Here is a 14,542-nt window from a genome sequence, read left to right as displayed (position 1 = left end):
TTGAGAAACTTTAAAAAAAGTAAACTACTATTCATAATTTTATTACTTTTTACAACAGTATTCCAACCACTTTCAACATCTGCAAAAGGGGACTCAAAGGAAGCAATCAATAACCCGATTACTACAGTAGACCTACCCAAAAGTATTCTAATAGATCAACAATTTGACATCAATGTTACATATCAGAATGTCCCTTCCTACTCTGGCAATAAAGGGTTAGTAGCTACATTATTAATTGATAACATCGAACTAAATCATTATACATTTGGAAATTTAAAACCTAATGATCAAGTTGAATTCAATTTCACTGCTAAAATTAGTCAACCCGGAAATCATAAAGTTAAAGTCAAAGTCTTATGGCCAAAACCTTCAAGTGAAAACCGACGCCATGTTTCAGAAAGTGAAGAATATATTATAAAGGTTTTAAATCCAATGTCAGATAGTGATAGTGATGGTGATTTACTTATTGATAAAGCTGAAAAAAATTTCGGTACAGATCCATATAACCCAGATACTGATAATGATGGATTATCCGATGGTATTGAAGTGTTGTCACTGGATACAGATCCTACAAAACAAGATACTGATGAAAATGGAATACTTGACGGAGAAGAAGATTTCGATAGCGATTTATTAACTAATTCACAGGAAATTAATCTTGGGACTGATCCTACTAATCCAGATACTGATAATGATGGATTAACTGATTATGAAGAGGTTAATATCTACAAAACGAATCCACTAATGCCTGATACAGATAACGATGGTCTTCTTGATGGAAGTGAAATAAAAATGGGCTTTAATCCTCTTAGTGCTGATTCAGATAACAATGGAATTAACGATGGAGAGGAAAATATTTCTCAAGATATTTCTCCTAAAAAATTAACACATCTTTTCGAAGAAAATGAGGCTATTCCTAATTTAACCATATTAGGACATGGTGACATCAATAATGATATTACTATTACAGATGAATCAGATAATCCTTTACTAAAAGATATTAGAGGAATCATTGGAAAACCAATTGATATTAGTTTAGACACAGATTTTAAGGAAGCAACGTTATCGTTTACAATAAGTGACGAGACACTTGAAAATACAAATATTGAAAATTTGAATATTTTTTGGTTTGATGATGAAAGTAGTAAACTTATACCTTTGGAAACAATGGTAGATAAGGACAATAATAAAATATCGACAACTATTAATCATTTTAGCATTTATTTTGTTATGGATGTAACAAAATTACTGTATGACTGGGTAATGCTTAATCAAGCTAGTAATATTGAAAAAGGACAAGCTGATATTGTTTTTGTAATAGATTCAACAGGCTCTATGAGCTCTTATATCTCAAATGTTAAAAATAACATTATCGATTTTGTTAATAAATTAGACAATAACAAGGTTGATGTACGACTTGGCTTGGTTGAATATAAGGATATTACTGCAGATGGTATAAATTCAACAAAAAGCATAGGATGGTTTACAACACCTGAAGATTTTAAAGCAGCAATTAGTAAAATCTATGCAAGTGGTGGCGGTGATGCAGCAGAATCGGCAGTTGACGCATTAGAAGAAGCACGTAGATCAGGCTTTAGAAGTAATGTTTCAAAATTTATCGTTCTTCTTACTGATGTTTACTATAAAGAAGAAACACGTTTTCCTGATGTTAATTCAATGGAAGATGCAGTAAATAATTTAAAAAATGATGGAATCATTACATCTGTTATCGCTCCTGCACGTTATCAGGCGTTCTATGATGACGTTTATCGGCTAACAGATGGTATTTTCGCTGATATTAACACTAATTTCTCAATTAGTTTAGAGAAGATTATAGAAAGAATATCCGGTGCCACAAATGACGGTTTTTGAATTAGATTAGCTGATGGAACAATTTCAAAATTACTTAAACAGCCACAAGAAGGTGACCTAACTGATTCCGATGAAGATGGAATACCTGATATTGAAGAGTTGGAAGAGGAAATATCTATAGAACTCCCTGAAAGTGTTATAAATAGTTTGAAAAAATTCATTGATAATGAAACTTCTACATCTAGAAATATAAATATGAAAAACAATACCTTATTAGCGTCTAGTACAAGCACAATACCGTCATCCATTAATGCATGGACTTTCGCATCAAAACCTAATAAGAAAGATACGGATGATGATGGAGATCATGATGGAATTGATGATAAACCCAAGATTCCTTTCAAAGCACCGATTGTATTGATTCATGGGATTCTCTCAAATACTGGATCTGGGTGGGGTGCTGAAACTTTTGTCTGGAATGGCGCCCATTGGTCTGCGTTAACTGATTCTAAGGATACCAGAGGTGAGTTTCAGATTGATATCTCTAGTGATAAAACATTTACAGGAAAAAAATATACAAAAGGTACTACACTTGATTATCGAGAAATTGACTTACAGTTTATTAGAAAAGTCAAAGAGGGAGAGCTTGCAAATTATTTGGAAAATAAAGGCTACAAAAGAAATAAACAGTTATTTGCATTTAACTGGGAGGGAAACTGGCATATTTCTTATGCAGGCCAAGAACTTGAAGGTTATTTAAATAATTTAGAAAATCATTTTTCTAGTAAAAACTCTGGTGTCGATTTTACTTTATATGAATCTGGTAAACAAAGAGCTCAATTTAACTTAGTAGGACATAGCGCTGGTGGCCTTGTTTCTAGATATTATATAGAGAATTTAATGGATGATACAGATCCTAAAGTAAAAAAATTAATAACTGTTTCTACGCCACATTGGGGATCAAACGCCAAAACAAACCCAGGTCCATGTGGAACCGTTCTTTCTGACTTAGATCGAGATGATAGCTACTTATGGTACAATGAAAATAGCAGTTTATGTAAAAGGCAAGGATTGACATATAGTCTAAATCAAAAGGACACTAATTATTATGGTGTAGGTGGAATAATTACTGATTCATATTACTCAGGGACTCCTTTTTTAGAAGAAATAAAAGTTAATAATTCCACTATAACATCTCAGGAAGTTTTTAATACATTTAGACAATTGTTTAATGAAAAGACGGGAAAAAGTTATCCAAATTTAGAAAATGATGAAAATGGAATTGAAGATGAAACACCAGGTGGGGAATTAGGATTAGGGTATGCTTTTGGAGATGACTGGGTTACCGGCGGAAGCGCATTAGGAATTCCATCAACGAAACAAATAAAGAAAGAAAGTAGCTTATATCCAATTAATTTCAATCAAAGATTTGTATATTTTGGAAATCGTAATTATACAGCACATACAAATATAAATCATCAGAACAAAATTTTCTCATGGATATACCAAAGAATTTTAATTAAGGAATAGCATTATGAAAAAAAATTTAGGCAATATCATATATATAGGCTTAGGATTACTTTACGCTTATATACTAGGTTTAATTATTTTCTTAGTAGGTTCTTTATCAGTAGTTCCATACTTTCTACGTTTTTTACTTTGGCTAACATTTATCATTTTACAAGTGGTTGATTTGATAAAGAATCTTAGAAAAAGTACAATAAATAAATTATTCCGCCAATTCCTATATTTCATATTAATAATAATAATTTTTTATTATTTAGATCCAGCACCATAAAGAAGTTGGCTTGAGGGGAAACCCTCTTTTTTTCTTTTAAAATATTCGCCCATAAAGGGAATTTGTAGTACGATTAACAAGAAAAAAAGAGCGATTACAACCGCTCCTTCAAAGCCAATCCAATCAACCAAATAAATAACGGTACACAAATTGCTATTGATAACGAAATGCCAATCCACTCATTTTCAATAAAGCGCATCGCACGGGCATGATCAAATACAATCCAATAGCCGAAGCCTCCAAATAAAAGCCCTACTGGTATTATCAAGGGGCGATAGCTTTTCATCCCGAACACTTTTTGTAAGGAAATGGATGAACAATATAGGCTCATCATAATTTGTATTAAAGTGGAAATTGCAAAAAATGCAACCATTATCATTTCATAACGATGGATATATAGGCCAATTTGGGCGCTTCTTGCCATTTGCATGCATGATACAACATACTCACCAGCAACATGCGCCGACAAGACACCCGTTTCAACAATCGGCCACATCAAAATAAATCCTGCCCCATATAGAACACCAGCCAAATTGGATCGTTTCCAAACCTTCATCCCTTTCACATTTGGCAAAATAAGCGCTACCATCATAAACACCATCGTCCAATCAGCGAGCAAATGGCGACCAGCCACAGCAGTATTCACAACTCCTGACTCAAATACCGGCAATAGCTCACGTATATCAAACTTTTCCAATGAGCCAAGTAACAATAAAATATTTAAGCTTAAAATAGAAAAAACGCCGACAAGCGCCATACGGGAAATGACTTCAATACCAAAATAAATAGCATAGCAGCCTACTACTATAGCAACAACAATAAAAATACTTGTATGTGCATCAGGTAAAAAATAATCTTTTAAATGATAAACAAACGTTGCCATAATTGGGCCAATCGAACTTAGAAAAAAGACAAAAAAGATAATCCCTAATAGTTTTTCAAACCAAACGCCAATTAGTTTCTTACCTTGGTCTATTAAATCGCCTTCAGGCATCCGCTGCATAATTAAAACAATGAATACGATAAAAACAGCAGCGATTACACTCGAAATTATCGTTGAAAGCCATATATCACGCCCCACTTCACGTGCCATACTTCCCTGCGTAAGACCAATCGCTTTTGCGTATACCATGTTAATGATTAATCCCATTAACATTCCATTTGTGATTTGAACTCTCATCGTTCATCCCTCATTATTTTCCGGAACGGGTTGGAGTGTATAATAAAACTCCGCCTTTCACTTTTGCATCAACATTTACTATTATCGTTGCATCAGCAAAAGTTGAATCCCATGTTTTCTTAATGTCCTTCCACTCTCTAGGGAACTTATTATTGAATCGTTGCCCCAACTCAAGGAAATCCGAATTATACTCGTGTTGTGCTTTTTTTAGTAATTTTTCGATATTTCCCTTTATTTCATTCTCCATTCCTTTTTCAAGCGTTCTTACATCTTCCTGGTTTGCAATGGAGAACGGACAGCCCGCTTCGACTACATTCACAAATACATTGAAGTCAACCATAAAAGCAGGTTTACCATTTACATATGATGGCGCTACATTGAACCTGTCATGAACTATTTCTCCCGTAATAAATTCCTCTGAATTCTTTGGGCACGTTAGAACAACGATTTGCGATTTTACCTTTTCAATAAATAAAACGGCTGCCTTTGCCTCCTCCCTGTCCAACGTTCCAATGAGCTTGTCACCCTTAAAAACGCCTGCTCCTTCCAACTCTACTTGCTTTATTGCACCAGCTTGACCTTGTTTTTTATTTGAAACGCCTCGCTCAATAAGCCGCATTCTCGCGATGATTGGCTGTGTTGTTTCACTAAGGTACGCCGCTTGAACATCAAGTAGTTCCGTTTTCGGGGCGGCCCCAGATATATCTGTGTAACGATAAAGTTTGTCAAGAGCCTCCCCAGGAATGACCTCCAATCCTGTCATTGTTGAAATGATATCCTTTGCTTTGTCAGGTGTAATGGCAATCCAAGTCCGCATCCGCAGTTCTGGATTCCTTGTAAAAAAATCAATAATATCTTTTATTCCATCTCTTGCCACATCTTCGTTTACAACGATAATAAAATTATGCGCCCAAAACACTTTTCTTGTAGAGAAACTAGCTAAGTGTCGGATCGCCTCAAATATTGTTTTACCTCGAGCTGATGCTGACCAAACAGGGTCTCCGGTATTCCCAGCTGGAGCCCCTGTTTGTCCCCTTGCATCAGCTGGACGAGCAACCTCAACCGTTACCTCATATTGATTAGATTCCCCTTCTTTTTGATTTTCGACTTTATCTATACCAACGGCCATTACAAGTGCTAATTCGTTAATTTCTCTTTTACCTGAACAGCCTGAAAGGAAGATGACAACAAGAACAAATGGTAGTAATACATATTTTGTCATTCGTTGCTCTCTCCTTTCAGTTTCTTCGGTTTTCTAAACCTTTTTTTGGATTGTGCTCGACTCTGTTCAATTACATTTTGTTGTTCTGCTTGCTTCACGCTATCGTCTTTCATCGCTTTTTTGTTTGCCTTATCTTGTTGAATTTTTGGTGGCAGGGGTTTTTGCTCTTCCTTTGCACGGTCTTCCTGTCCCTCAGCTAAATCAGGCTGGCTAATCATTTTCCACCAAGGAAAGCGGAAGATAGCATCTTTTTGATCTGATGGTTTAAATGGTGTTGCCGGTGCTAAATACGGCTCCCCAAAAGAGCGAATGGAAATCGCATGAATAGCCAGTATGAAGAAAGTAGCAGCAAAACCTAATAAACCCATGGTTCCTGATGCAATCAACAACGGAAAACGGATGACCCGGATTGAAAATGATGCCGAATAGTTTGGAATTGCAAAAGAAGCAATGCCCGTTAAGGCAACAACAATAACCATAAAAGGTGACACAAGCCCAGCCTGTACAGCTGCTTGCCCAATGATTAAAGACCCAACAATACTAACAGCCTGCCCAACAGGCTTTGGCATCCGTAAACCCGCTTCACGCATAAGTTCAAATGCAATCTCCATAATGATTGCTTCTAAAAGCACTGGATATGGAACAATCTCACGACCGGAAGCAATCGTCAGCGCCAATGGGGTAGGTATCATTTCTTGATGAAAGCTTACAAGCATGACATATATAGACGGTAAGGTTAGGCTTAAAACAAACGCAATATAGCGGATCACCCTGTAAAAAGTACCTGTATAAAATCTTGAATAATAATCATCACTAGCTTGCAAAAACTGCCAAAAATAAGAAGGCACAATTAAGACAAATGGCGTATTATCAACAAAAATGGCAATCCTACCCTCAAGAAGAGCTGCTGCCACCTTATCAGGACGTTCTGTACTTTGAACAGTGGGAAAGGGTGAAAGTGGAGCATCTTCAATAAGTTCTTCGATGTAGCCGCTTTCTAATACGGCATCAATTTTTATTTTTTTCAGTCTACTTTTAACCTCTTGAAGAATATCCTCTTTCACAGTCCCTTTTAAATAAGCGATATTAATATCTGTTTTAGATTTTGTACCAATTTTCATACTTTCTATTCGGAATAATGGATCACGGATACGGCGGCGAACTAATGCGGTATTTGATCTTACATTTTCAGTGAATCCGTCCCTTGGTCCTCTTACAACTTGTTCTGTTGCAGGCTCTTCTACCGAACGCGTATCCCAGCCTTTTGAAGAAATCATAATTGCTTCTTTACAGCATTCAATAAAAAATATAGTATTACCCATTAAAATTTCATTTATAACTTCTTTTACTGTTTTTATGATTATTGCAGAAGGGTGGGTAATTAGATTTTCTGTTATTTTTTTAGCAATATCTTGTTTTATTGGACCAACATTACTATTTACAATTAGTTCTGGAGCCTTAAAAAAGAAGGAATTAAGCACTCCTTCAATTTCTTGTGTATTCGTTAAACCATCAATATAAAAACAAACCATTTTAATATCAGTTTGAGCATGAAATACAAAATCCTTTTGTGCCAAATCTGTATTTTCACCAAGGATATCGTTTATTGTTGCGATATTTTTATCAATATTTTCTACAAGTTGTTTTTGGAGCTTCTCTTTCATTCTATTTTCCATATACGGTACCCCTTCACACCTTCCTATTATTTTCTTTCCTTTACAATCGTGTTTTATTCAATGTCTGGATTAAATATTGTGCGAAAGGAGAAAATAGGGAGGTAAAATTACAGATTATTGCTGAACGGGAAAATAAGATCGGGAAGGGCGATTATCGATGGATTTTTATCATTCATGGTTCTATGTGAATGTTTTGAATACAACACCATTTATTTGGACTATTGTGATTGGCGTTTTTGCTTTTAATGTTTTAGGTCCAATTCTTATATGGTTTGTGATGAATAGTAAAGCAATCCCGTTTTTAAGTAGGATAGATGAAGACAAGAAAATTGAAGAGGGCGAAGAACAATGAGGAAAGGTGAAAAATATTTCATCACCATTCCTTCATATTTAAATTTAAATAATCCTCTATTTTATTGTCTATATGCTCCTGTGTTGGTTCATTTCCTTCAAAAGGGAAGGTTAATTCTGTAACAAAATCGCCTTCTTTTGTTACATGGATTGCTGCTGTTTTTGTAATTTGACTAAATTCTATATGAAATACATATCCTTCACGTTCAATTGCTCCCATTGATAACCCCACCTTTGTATACATTACTGTAATTATTTACTGTACAAACTAAAGTGTAAAACTTTGTTTTTGTCATAAACTAAATTCAATTCTTCGAAAGGGGAATGAGAATGACTGCTGTTGATTATGATAAAGCATTGTTTTATATGAATCGCGGAGAGTGGGATAATTTGTTGATTTTAATGGTCCGTACGAAAGATGATTTTCTATCAAAAAAAATCGAGCAATTTTTGCATGCCTGTAATTTCAGTCGAGATTATTCAATCATCGAGAACAAGGCCTATCAATTGCTTACGTATGTGGACCATGCATTATCAACACAACCAGCGTCTTCTACCATTTATGGCTAGTAATAGTATGATTAGACTTTATATATATATGCAAGGAAATAGTTAGGAAGGGGCTATATTTAAATAAAATGGAAAGAAAACCAACAGAAGATGATCTTCAACTACAGGATGCATTGAACAAGTTGAATGGAAAATTAGTCCATATAACAAAAGAAGTAAATCGTGATATTGATGAAACGGCGCTGACACTAAGCGGAGCTAATCTTCATGAAAGACCAAAAACGATAGATGGTTATGTCTCTCCCTATGTTCTACAGCTGCATGGAAAAGGAAGAATCGGGACAGATAACGCCCAGTACAGGGAAATTCCGTATGAAACGTATGAAATACCATTAACAAATAAGCTCCATACACATGTACAGCCAAATCATATTTCGATAAAAACCGAAGATGGGACGTATACGATTAAGCACCACTAATAAGAATACCCTGTCTTACGGCGTTTCAATTGGAAATATACGGCAATCGGACAATAAATGCTGGTTTCCGGACAATAAAATTTTTTACAGACAATAAATACATGAAGTTGGACAATAAACACCGACTTTCGGACAAAAACGAAGATGGCTTGCAGATGAAAGCCCACAATGCACAACATTGTGGGCTTTTAGCTTCTCCTTATTATTTTGCAACAAGTAATTGATCAATTTGGTTCATTAAATCAGCGCTAATATTCGTTAATTTTTCTTCGCTGTCCTCTAATGAGACACCTTTTACACCAAAGTAAAATTTAACTTTCGGCTCTGTTCCAGATGGTCGCAAACAAAACCATGAGCCATCCTCAAGGAAATACTTTAGTACGTTTGATTTTGGCAAGTTGATTGTTTCTACGCTACCAGCTCCGACGACTTGTTTCTCGCTACGTAAATAATCCTCCATTTGCACGACTTGTAAATTGCCCATCTTAATAGGTGGATTTTTACGGAACTCCGCAAGAAGTTCTTCGATTTGCTCTGCTCCTTCTTTTCCTTTTAATGTTAATGATTTTAATCCTTCACGATAATAGCCATACTTGGCATACAGGTCAAGAAGTGCATCATATAAAGTTTTTCCTTGTTTTTTATAGAAGGCTGCAACCTCAACAGCTAAAATCGCTGCCTGCACAGCATCTTTATCCCTTGCGAAGTCGCCGATTAGGTATCCATAGCTTTCTTCATAGCCAAATTGAAATACATACTCTCCACTTTCCTCATATTCTTTAATTTTTTCGCCGATAAATTTGAAGCCAGTTAACGTATCAATTGTATCAAGCCCAAAATCATCAGCAATGGCGCGCCCAAACTCAGATGTTACAATTGTTTTTAAAACGACGCCATTAGCAGGTAAAATTCCCTGCTCCTTTTTCTCCGATAATAAATAATGAAGCAGGATTCCCCCTGTTTGATTGCCCGTTAAAATTTCATAGTCGCCAGCACTATTTTTAACAGCGATGCCTAGGCGGTCAGCGTCTGGGTCAGTGCCGATTAATAAATCTGCATCAACCTTAGTCCCTTCACGAATCGCTAATTCAAAGGCTGCATGTTCTTCCGGATTTGGTGATTTCACTGTTGAGAAATTCGCATCAGGAAGCTCTTGTTCTTTTACAATTGTGACATTTTTAAAGCCTAATGCTTCAAGTCCTGCCCGCACCGGCTTATTCGCTGTACCATGTAATGGTGTAAAAACAACCTTCACATTATTTTCTGCAAACAACTTTGGATTCAGTGAAATCGTTTTGACCCGCTCAATATAGACTTTATCAATATTTTCACCGATTATATGTAATAGCCCCTTTTCCTTTAATAATTCCTCAGTAGCTACTTCTATCGTTAATTCATTGTCAACTTCATTTACTTTTTCAATGACTTGATCGGCCGCTTTCGGAGGCAATTGGCAGCCATCTGGGCCATAGACTTTGAAGCCGTTATATTCTGGCGGATTATGACTCGCAGTAATCACGATTCCAGCGTAAGCATGCAAATAGCGGACTGCAAAAGATAGCTCCGGTGTTGGCCGCAGTTCGTCAAAAACATACGTCTGAATACCGTGGCAACCTAATGTTTTTGCAGCCTCCATTGCAAACTCAGGTGATTTATGGCGGCAATCATAAGCAATTACGACACCGCGAGCTTTTGCTTCCTCCCCATTCGCTTCTATATATCGTGCTAGACCTTCTGCTGCTTTCCGGATTGTATATACATTCATGCGGTTCGTTCCAGGGCCAATTTCCCCGCGCATACCGCCCGTTCCAAACTCTAAATTTTTATAAAAGCTATCCTCTAGCCATTTTTCATCAGTTTTTTTATCCTGTAAAATTTGTTTAAGCTCCTGTTCCAAGTTTTCAAAATTAGCCCATCTTTCATACTGTTCTTTCCAGCTCATGTATAAATCCTCCCTTTGCCGAATGTTATTTTGTAAAGGCCTCGTCACATAACATGTCCCTTATTACAATTGGTTAATTTAACCTATATAATATAGTTAGATTTTCACCCACCATTTCCCTTCAAATTTGCTATTTTGTAACAATTTTTTTTACAAAACCACAATATAACAATGAACCCCACCCCTCTGATGAAAATGTTATACTAAGTTTTAAGGGGTGAGGGAAGATGAACTGGAAGTCACCGTATTTTTTATTAGTCATTGCAACGTTACTATGGGGTGGAAATTTTGTAATTGGGAGAGGCTTTGCCGAAACTGTGCCACCTTTTACTTTAGCTTTCATTCGCTGGGTTGTCGCTTTTTTATTTTTATTGCCTTTTGCTAAAAGTGAATTGCTTGCTAACAAAAATCTTTGGATGAAGGAATGGAAAACATTATTTTGGATGTCTTTAACAGGAATTGTAGGCTTTAATACGCTTTTGTATATTGCCGTTCACTACACTACATCGATTAATGCTGTTCTTATGAATGCAACAACACCAGCAATCATCATGCTGCTTTCCTTTTTATTTTTAAAAGAAAAAGTCCAAAAAAGGCATATAATTGGGATTGTTTTTTCTATTTTCGGCGTCATTTGGATTGTTAGCCGCGGCTCAATTGAAACCCTTTTAACCTTTACAATTAATAAGGGTGAACTCTGGATGATTATAGCGATTATATCATGGTCTATTTACTCCGTTATCGTCAAGAAAAATGCTGCTAAATTTCCAGCAGCTGGTGTCTTCTTAGTAACAATCATAATCGGGGTTTTTATCCTTGCACCATTTGCAGCCTACGAATGGATCATTGGTAAACCAATCGTAATTTCCGCAAAAAGTATCGCCGGGTTTTTATACATTGGAATTTTCGCATCTGTAGTAGCATTTTTAAGTTGGAACAAAGCTGTTGCCGATTTAGGTCCTGGAAAAGCATCGCCATTCTTAAACCTTATGCCCATTTTTGCATCAATCTTTGCGACCACTTTTCTTGGCGAAACAGTAACATCTTCCCAGTTTATTGGTGGTGCAATTACAATAACAGGCGTACTCATTACAGCTGGCGTCTTTATTAAAAAAACACCGCCGGGGATGAACCACGAAAAGCAAACCGAAAAACTCGAAGCTTCTCATTAAGTTTTCTAGGTTGAGGGCATTCATTTTCCATCCAATAATGCCTTCAACCTCCCTGGATAGTTCGTAACAATCCCGCTTACACCGTAACAAATCATTTTTTCCATATTACTTTTTGAATTTACAGTCCACGGAATGATCTTCAACCCATTTTCAATGGCAATGCGAACATCATGTTCCCGAATCGATTGAAAATGAGGCTGTAATACATCTACTGGAAGACCAAAATGATTAGCCCAACCTAGATAATCATTGAAATCCTCATAATACAACAACCCAATTTTTATATCATTATTTAGCTTTTTTAAGCGATATAGACATAAATAATCAAAAGATGAAACAAACACTTGGTTCATTCGGTTTCTTTTAACTAAAAAGTCGTGAAGCTTTTCTTCGATGCCATCATAATAAAATGGAGTATTTTTAATTTCTATATTTATTATGATTTCTCTTGGTACAATCTCAAAGACTTCCTCCAATAACGGAATCCTCTCACCTTTAAATTTTCGGTCAAACCAGCTACCAGCATCGTATTTTTTTAACTCGGTAGCGGTCATTTCTCTTACCAACCCTACACCATTTGTCGTCCTATTTATGTTGTCATCATGAATAACCGCTAACTTCCCATCTTTAGTTAAGTGAATATCTAATTCAATAGCATCACACCCCTTTTTTACTGCTAATTGAAACGCTGCCAGCGTATTTTCTGGAGCCTCCCCAGATGCACCACGGTGGGCAATAATTAATGGCCTATTTGTTTTCATAAAAAAATCCCATCCCTTCCACTATAATCTATGCCTTGCCGCTGGCAAAAAACATGTTATCACCTAAAAAATGGAGGCATTTATGTAATATTGAGTATATGTAAATTGCTAATTAAGGGGCAAAACATGCTATAATAGGGAATGCGTTGGATTCATATCCGCATACATACTTGCTCTCTATAATATAATGGATTGTCCATACACTTTAGGAAACGATAGGAGGTAATTTTTTATGAAAAAAATGAATGTAGAAAGCTTCAACCTTGACCACACAAAAGTAAAAGCACCATATGTCCGTTTGGTTGGAACAACAGAGGGAGCAAATGGCGATAAAGTATACAAATACGATATTCGTTTTTGCCAGCCTAACAAAGAGCATATGGAAATGCCGTCACTTCACTCTTTAGAACATATGATGGCCGAATTTATTCGTAATCACCTTGATTGTGTTCTTGATATCGGACCAATGGGCTGCCAAACTGGCTTTTACTTACAAGTCATCAACCACTCTAATTATGAAGAAATTCTTGAAGTTTTAGAAAAAACATTACATGATGTTTTAGCAGCAACAGAAGTTCCTGCCTGTAATGAAATCCAGTGCGGCTGGGCAGCGAGCCATAGCTTAGAGGGCGCTAAAGAAATTGCCCAAAAAATGCTTTCCCATAAAGATGAATGGACAGAAATTTTCGCGTAAAATAAAGGAGGATTTTTTTCTAGATGAAAAAACAAATCATCATCGGATGGTTGCTACTATTATTTAGTTTCGTACTGCCTTCAGAGATAAGTTATGCTGATGCACAGCCTGGTGATGTTATTATTACACTTGGCGAAAGCTTAACCGCGGACCAACAAGAGGCGATTAAACAGGAAATGGGTGCTAAAGAAGGTGATACAATTGTCACCGTCAGCAATGCCGAAGAACATCAATACTTAGGGAAATATATAAGTAAAGCGCAAATTGGCTCAAAAGCTCTTTCGTCGGCAAAAATTACTTTGAAAGAAGCGGGCTCTGGTTTAAATGTGGAAACACATAACATTTCATGGGTCACAAAGGATATGTTTGCGAACTCATTAATCACAGCTGGTGTTAAAGATGCTGATATATATGTAACGGCGCCGTTTGAAGTTTCGGGAACAGCTGGACTAACAGGCATTTTGAAAGCATATGAAGTCTCTGGCGAAAAGGTTATTCCTGAAGAACAAAAACAGATTGCCAACGAAGAAATGGTAAGAACAGCTCAGTTAGGTGAGCGAATTGGTGCCGATCAAGCAACAGCATTGTTTGCGAGAATTAAGGATGAAATCGCCAAAAATCCAAATATAACAGATGATCAAGTATCCGCTCTAATCGACCGCGTTGCAGCAGAGCTTGGCATTCAGCTTACAGGTTCTGAGAAACAAGGCTTAATTGATTTATTTAACAAAATGAAAAATATGGACATTGATTGGAACCAAGTGAAAAATGACTTAGTCTATGTCAAAGACCGCCTGAAGGAATTTATGCAAGATGAACGGACAAAAGGGATTATGAGAAATATTATTGACGGTCTTATTTCATTTTTAAATTGGTTAAAAGGATTATTTGGTGCAGCGTAAGCAAAAAAAGGGGCCATCCAAAAGTCGAAACATCGATTTGGAA

14 protein-coding genes are annotated in these 14,542 nt (G+C 36.3%); 8 read left to right on the top strand and 6 right to left on the bottom strand.

Going from position 1 to position 14,542, the window contains the following annotated elements; translation table 11 throughout:
* Positions 1-1,872 (top strand): VWA domain-containing protein, encoded by a 1,872-nt coding sequence (locus GX497_14495; protein HHY74403.1) that lies wholly within the window; start codon positions 1-3, stop codon positions 1,870-1,872.
* Positions 1,873-1,971: 99 nt separating this feature from the next.
* Entirely contained in the window at positions 1,972-3,342 is a 1,371-nt protein-coding gene (locus tag GX497_14490) for an alpha/beta hydrolase (GenBank protein HHY74402.1), read from the top strand.
* Positions 3,343-3,704: 362 nt separating this feature from the next.
* On the opposite strand, the gene GX497_14485 is transcribed toward GX497_14490, so the two are convergent.
* From GX497_14485 to GX497_14475, 3 genes are read right to left on the bottom strand one after another with little or no spacing between them, the layout of a single operon-like run.
* Entirely contained in the window at positions 3,705-4,790 is a 1,086-nt protein-coding gene (locus GX497_14485) for a GerAB/ArcD/ProY family transporter (protein HHY74401.1), read from the bottom strand.
* Positions 4,791-4,803: 13 nt separating this feature from the next.
* Positions 4,804-6,012, bottom strand: a complete 1,209-nt coding sequence (locus tag GX497_14480; GenBank protein HHY74400.1) for a Ger(x)C family spore germination protein — start codon at positions 6,010-6,012, stop codon at positions 4,804-4,806.
* Entirely contained in the window at positions 6,009-7,688 is a 1,680-nt protein-coding gene (locus tag GX497_14475; protein HHY74399.1) for a spore germination protein, read from the bottom strand. The genes GX497_14480 and GX497_14475 overlap by 4 nt, the downstream gene beginning before the upstream one ends.
* A 157-nt stretch (positions 7,689-7,845) precedes the next feature.
* On the opposite strand from GX497_14475, the gene GX497_14470 reads away from it, so the two are divergent.
* Entirely contained in the window at positions 7,846-8,040 is a 195-nt protein-coding gene (locus GX497_14470; GenBank protein ID HHY74398.1) for a hypothetical protein, read from the top strand.
* 21 nt (positions 8,041-8,061) lie between these two features.
* Here GX497_14470 and GX497_14465 read toward each other — a convergent pair whose 3' ends face one another.
* Positions 8,062-8,259 carry a YbxH family protein gene (locus GX497_14465; GenBank protein HHY74397.1) on the bottom strand — a complete coding sequence of 66 codons (198 nt, stop codon included), beginning with the start codon at positions 8,257-8,259 and terminating at the stop codon, positions 8,062-8,064.
* 110 nt (positions 8,260-8,369) lie between these two features.
* Here GX497_14465 and GX497_14460 point away from each other — a divergent pair, with 110 nt between their 5' ends.
* Together GX497_14460 and GX497_14455 are read left to right on the top strand one after the other, a co-directional pair.
* The gene (locus GX497_14460) at positions 8,370-8,609 is read left to right on the top strand and encodes a hypothetical protein (protein ID HHY74396.1); all 240 of its coding nucleotides are present in this window, start codon (positions 8,370-8,372) and stop codon (positions 8,607-8,609) included.
* Positions 8,610-8,677: 68 nt separating this feature from the next.
* Positions 8,678-9,028 (top strand): hypothetical protein, encoded by a 351-nt coding sequence (locus GX497_14455; protein HHY74395.1) that lies wholly within the window; start codon positions 8,678-8,680, stop codon positions 9,026-9,028.
* A 202-nt stretch (positions 9,029-9,230) separates the two neighbouring features.
* Here the strand turns inward: GX497_14455 and GX497_14450 are convergent, their stop codons facing one another.
* Positions 9,231-10,970: a phospho-sugar mutase gene (locus tag GX497_14450; GenBank protein ID HHY74394.1), complete on the bottom strand. Its 1,740-nt coding sequence runs from the start codon at positions 10,968-10,970 to the stop codon at positions 9,231-9,233.
* Between the two features lie 227 nt (positions 10,971-11,197).
* Here GX497_14450 and GX497_14445 point away from each other — a divergent pair, with 227 nt between their 5' ends.
* Positions 11,198-12,142: an EamA family transporter gene (locus GX497_14445; protein HHY74393.1), complete on the top strand. Its 945-nt coding sequence runs from the start codon at positions 11,198-11,200 to the stop codon at positions 12,140-12,142.
* 20 nt (positions 12,143-12,162) lie between these two features.
* On the opposite strand, the gene GX497_14440 is transcribed toward GX497_14445, so the two are convergent.
* On the bottom strand, positions 12,163-12,903 hold the full coding sequence (locus GX497_14440; protein ID HHY74392.1) for a glycerophosphodiester phosphodiesterase: 741 nt from the start codon (positions 12,901-12,903) through the stop codon (positions 12,163-12,165).
* A 232-nt stretch (positions 12,904-13,135) separates the two neighbouring features.
* On the opposite strand from GX497_14440, the gene GX497_14435 reads away from it, so the two are divergent.
* Together GX497_14435 and GX497_14430 are read left to right on the top strand one after the other, a co-directional pair.
* The gene (locus GX497_14435; protein HHY74391.1) at positions 13,136-13,597 is read left to right on the top strand and encodes an S-ribosylhomocysteine lyase; all 462 of its coding nucleotides are present in this window, start codon (positions 13,136-13,138) and stop codon (positions 13,595-13,597) included.
* A gap of 23 nt (positions 13,598-13,620) precedes the next feature.
* Positions 13,621-14,499: a DUF1002 domain-containing protein gene (locus GX497_14430; GenBank protein ID HHY74390.1), complete on the top strand. Its 879-nt coding sequence runs from the start codon at positions 13,621-13,623 to the stop codon at positions 14,497-14,499.
* Positions 14,500-14,542: the final 43 nt, after the last annotated feature.

Source organism: Bacillus sp. (in: firmicutes) (genome assembly GCA_012842745.1).
Taxonomy (GTDB): Bacteria; Bacillota; Bacilli; order Bacillales; family Bacillaceae_J; genus Schinkia.
Note: the sequence above shows the minus strand (reverse complement) of the source record. Positions and strands in the feature narration are given on the sequence as shown.

What these genes read in the sequence shown, in the direction of transcription:
- GX497_14430 (HHY74390.1), top strand. Translation starts at nt 13,621, where the DNA reads ATGAAAAAACAAATCATCATCGGATGGTTGCTACTATTATTTAGTTTC.
- GX497_14470 (HHY74398.1), top strand. Translation starts at nt 7,846, where the DNA reads ATGGATTTTTATCATTCATGGTTCTATGTGAATGTTTTGAATACAACA.
- GX497_14475 (HHY74399.1), bottom strand. Translation starts at nt 7,688, where the DNA reads ATGGAAAATAGAATGAAAGAGAAGCTCCAAAAACAACTTGTAGAAAAT.
- GX497_14435 (HHY74391.1), top strand. Translation starts at nt 13,136, where the DNA reads ATGAAAAAAATGAATGTAGAAAGCTTCAACCTTGACCACACAAAAGTA.
- GX497_14455 (HHY74395.1), top strand. Translation starts at nt 8,678, where the DNA reads ATGGAAAGAAAACCAACAGAAGATGATCTTCAACTACAGGATGCATTG.
- GX497_14460 (HHY74396.1), top strand. Translation starts at nt 8,370, where the DNA reads ATGACTGCTGTTGATTATGATAAAGCATTGTTTTATATGAATCGCGGA.
- GX497_14485 (HHY74401.1), bottom strand. Translation starts at nt 4,790, where the DNA reads ATGAGAGTTCAAATCACAAATGGAATGTTAATGGGATTAATCATTAAC.
- GX497_14445 (HHY74393.1), top strand. Translation starts at nt 11,198, where the DNA reads ATGAACTGGAAGTCACCGTATTTTTTATTAGTCATTGCAACGTTACTA.
- GX497_14440 (HHY74392.1), bottom strand. Translation starts at nt 12,903, where the DNA reads ATGAAAACAAATAGGCCATTAATTATTGCCCACCGTGGTGCATCTGGG.
- GX497_14480 (HHY74400.1), bottom strand. Translation starts at nt 6,012, where the DNA reads ATGACAAAATATGTATTACTACCATTTGTTCTTGTTGTCATCTTCCTT.
- GX497_14465 (HHY74397.1), bottom strand. Translation starts at nt 8,259, where the DNA reads ATGGGAGCAATTGAACGTGAAGGATATGTATTTCATATAGAATTTAGT.
- GX497_14450 (HHY74394.1), bottom strand. Translation starts at nt 10,970, where the DNA reads ATGAGCTGGAAAGAACAGTATGAAAGATGGGCTAATTTTGAAAACTTG.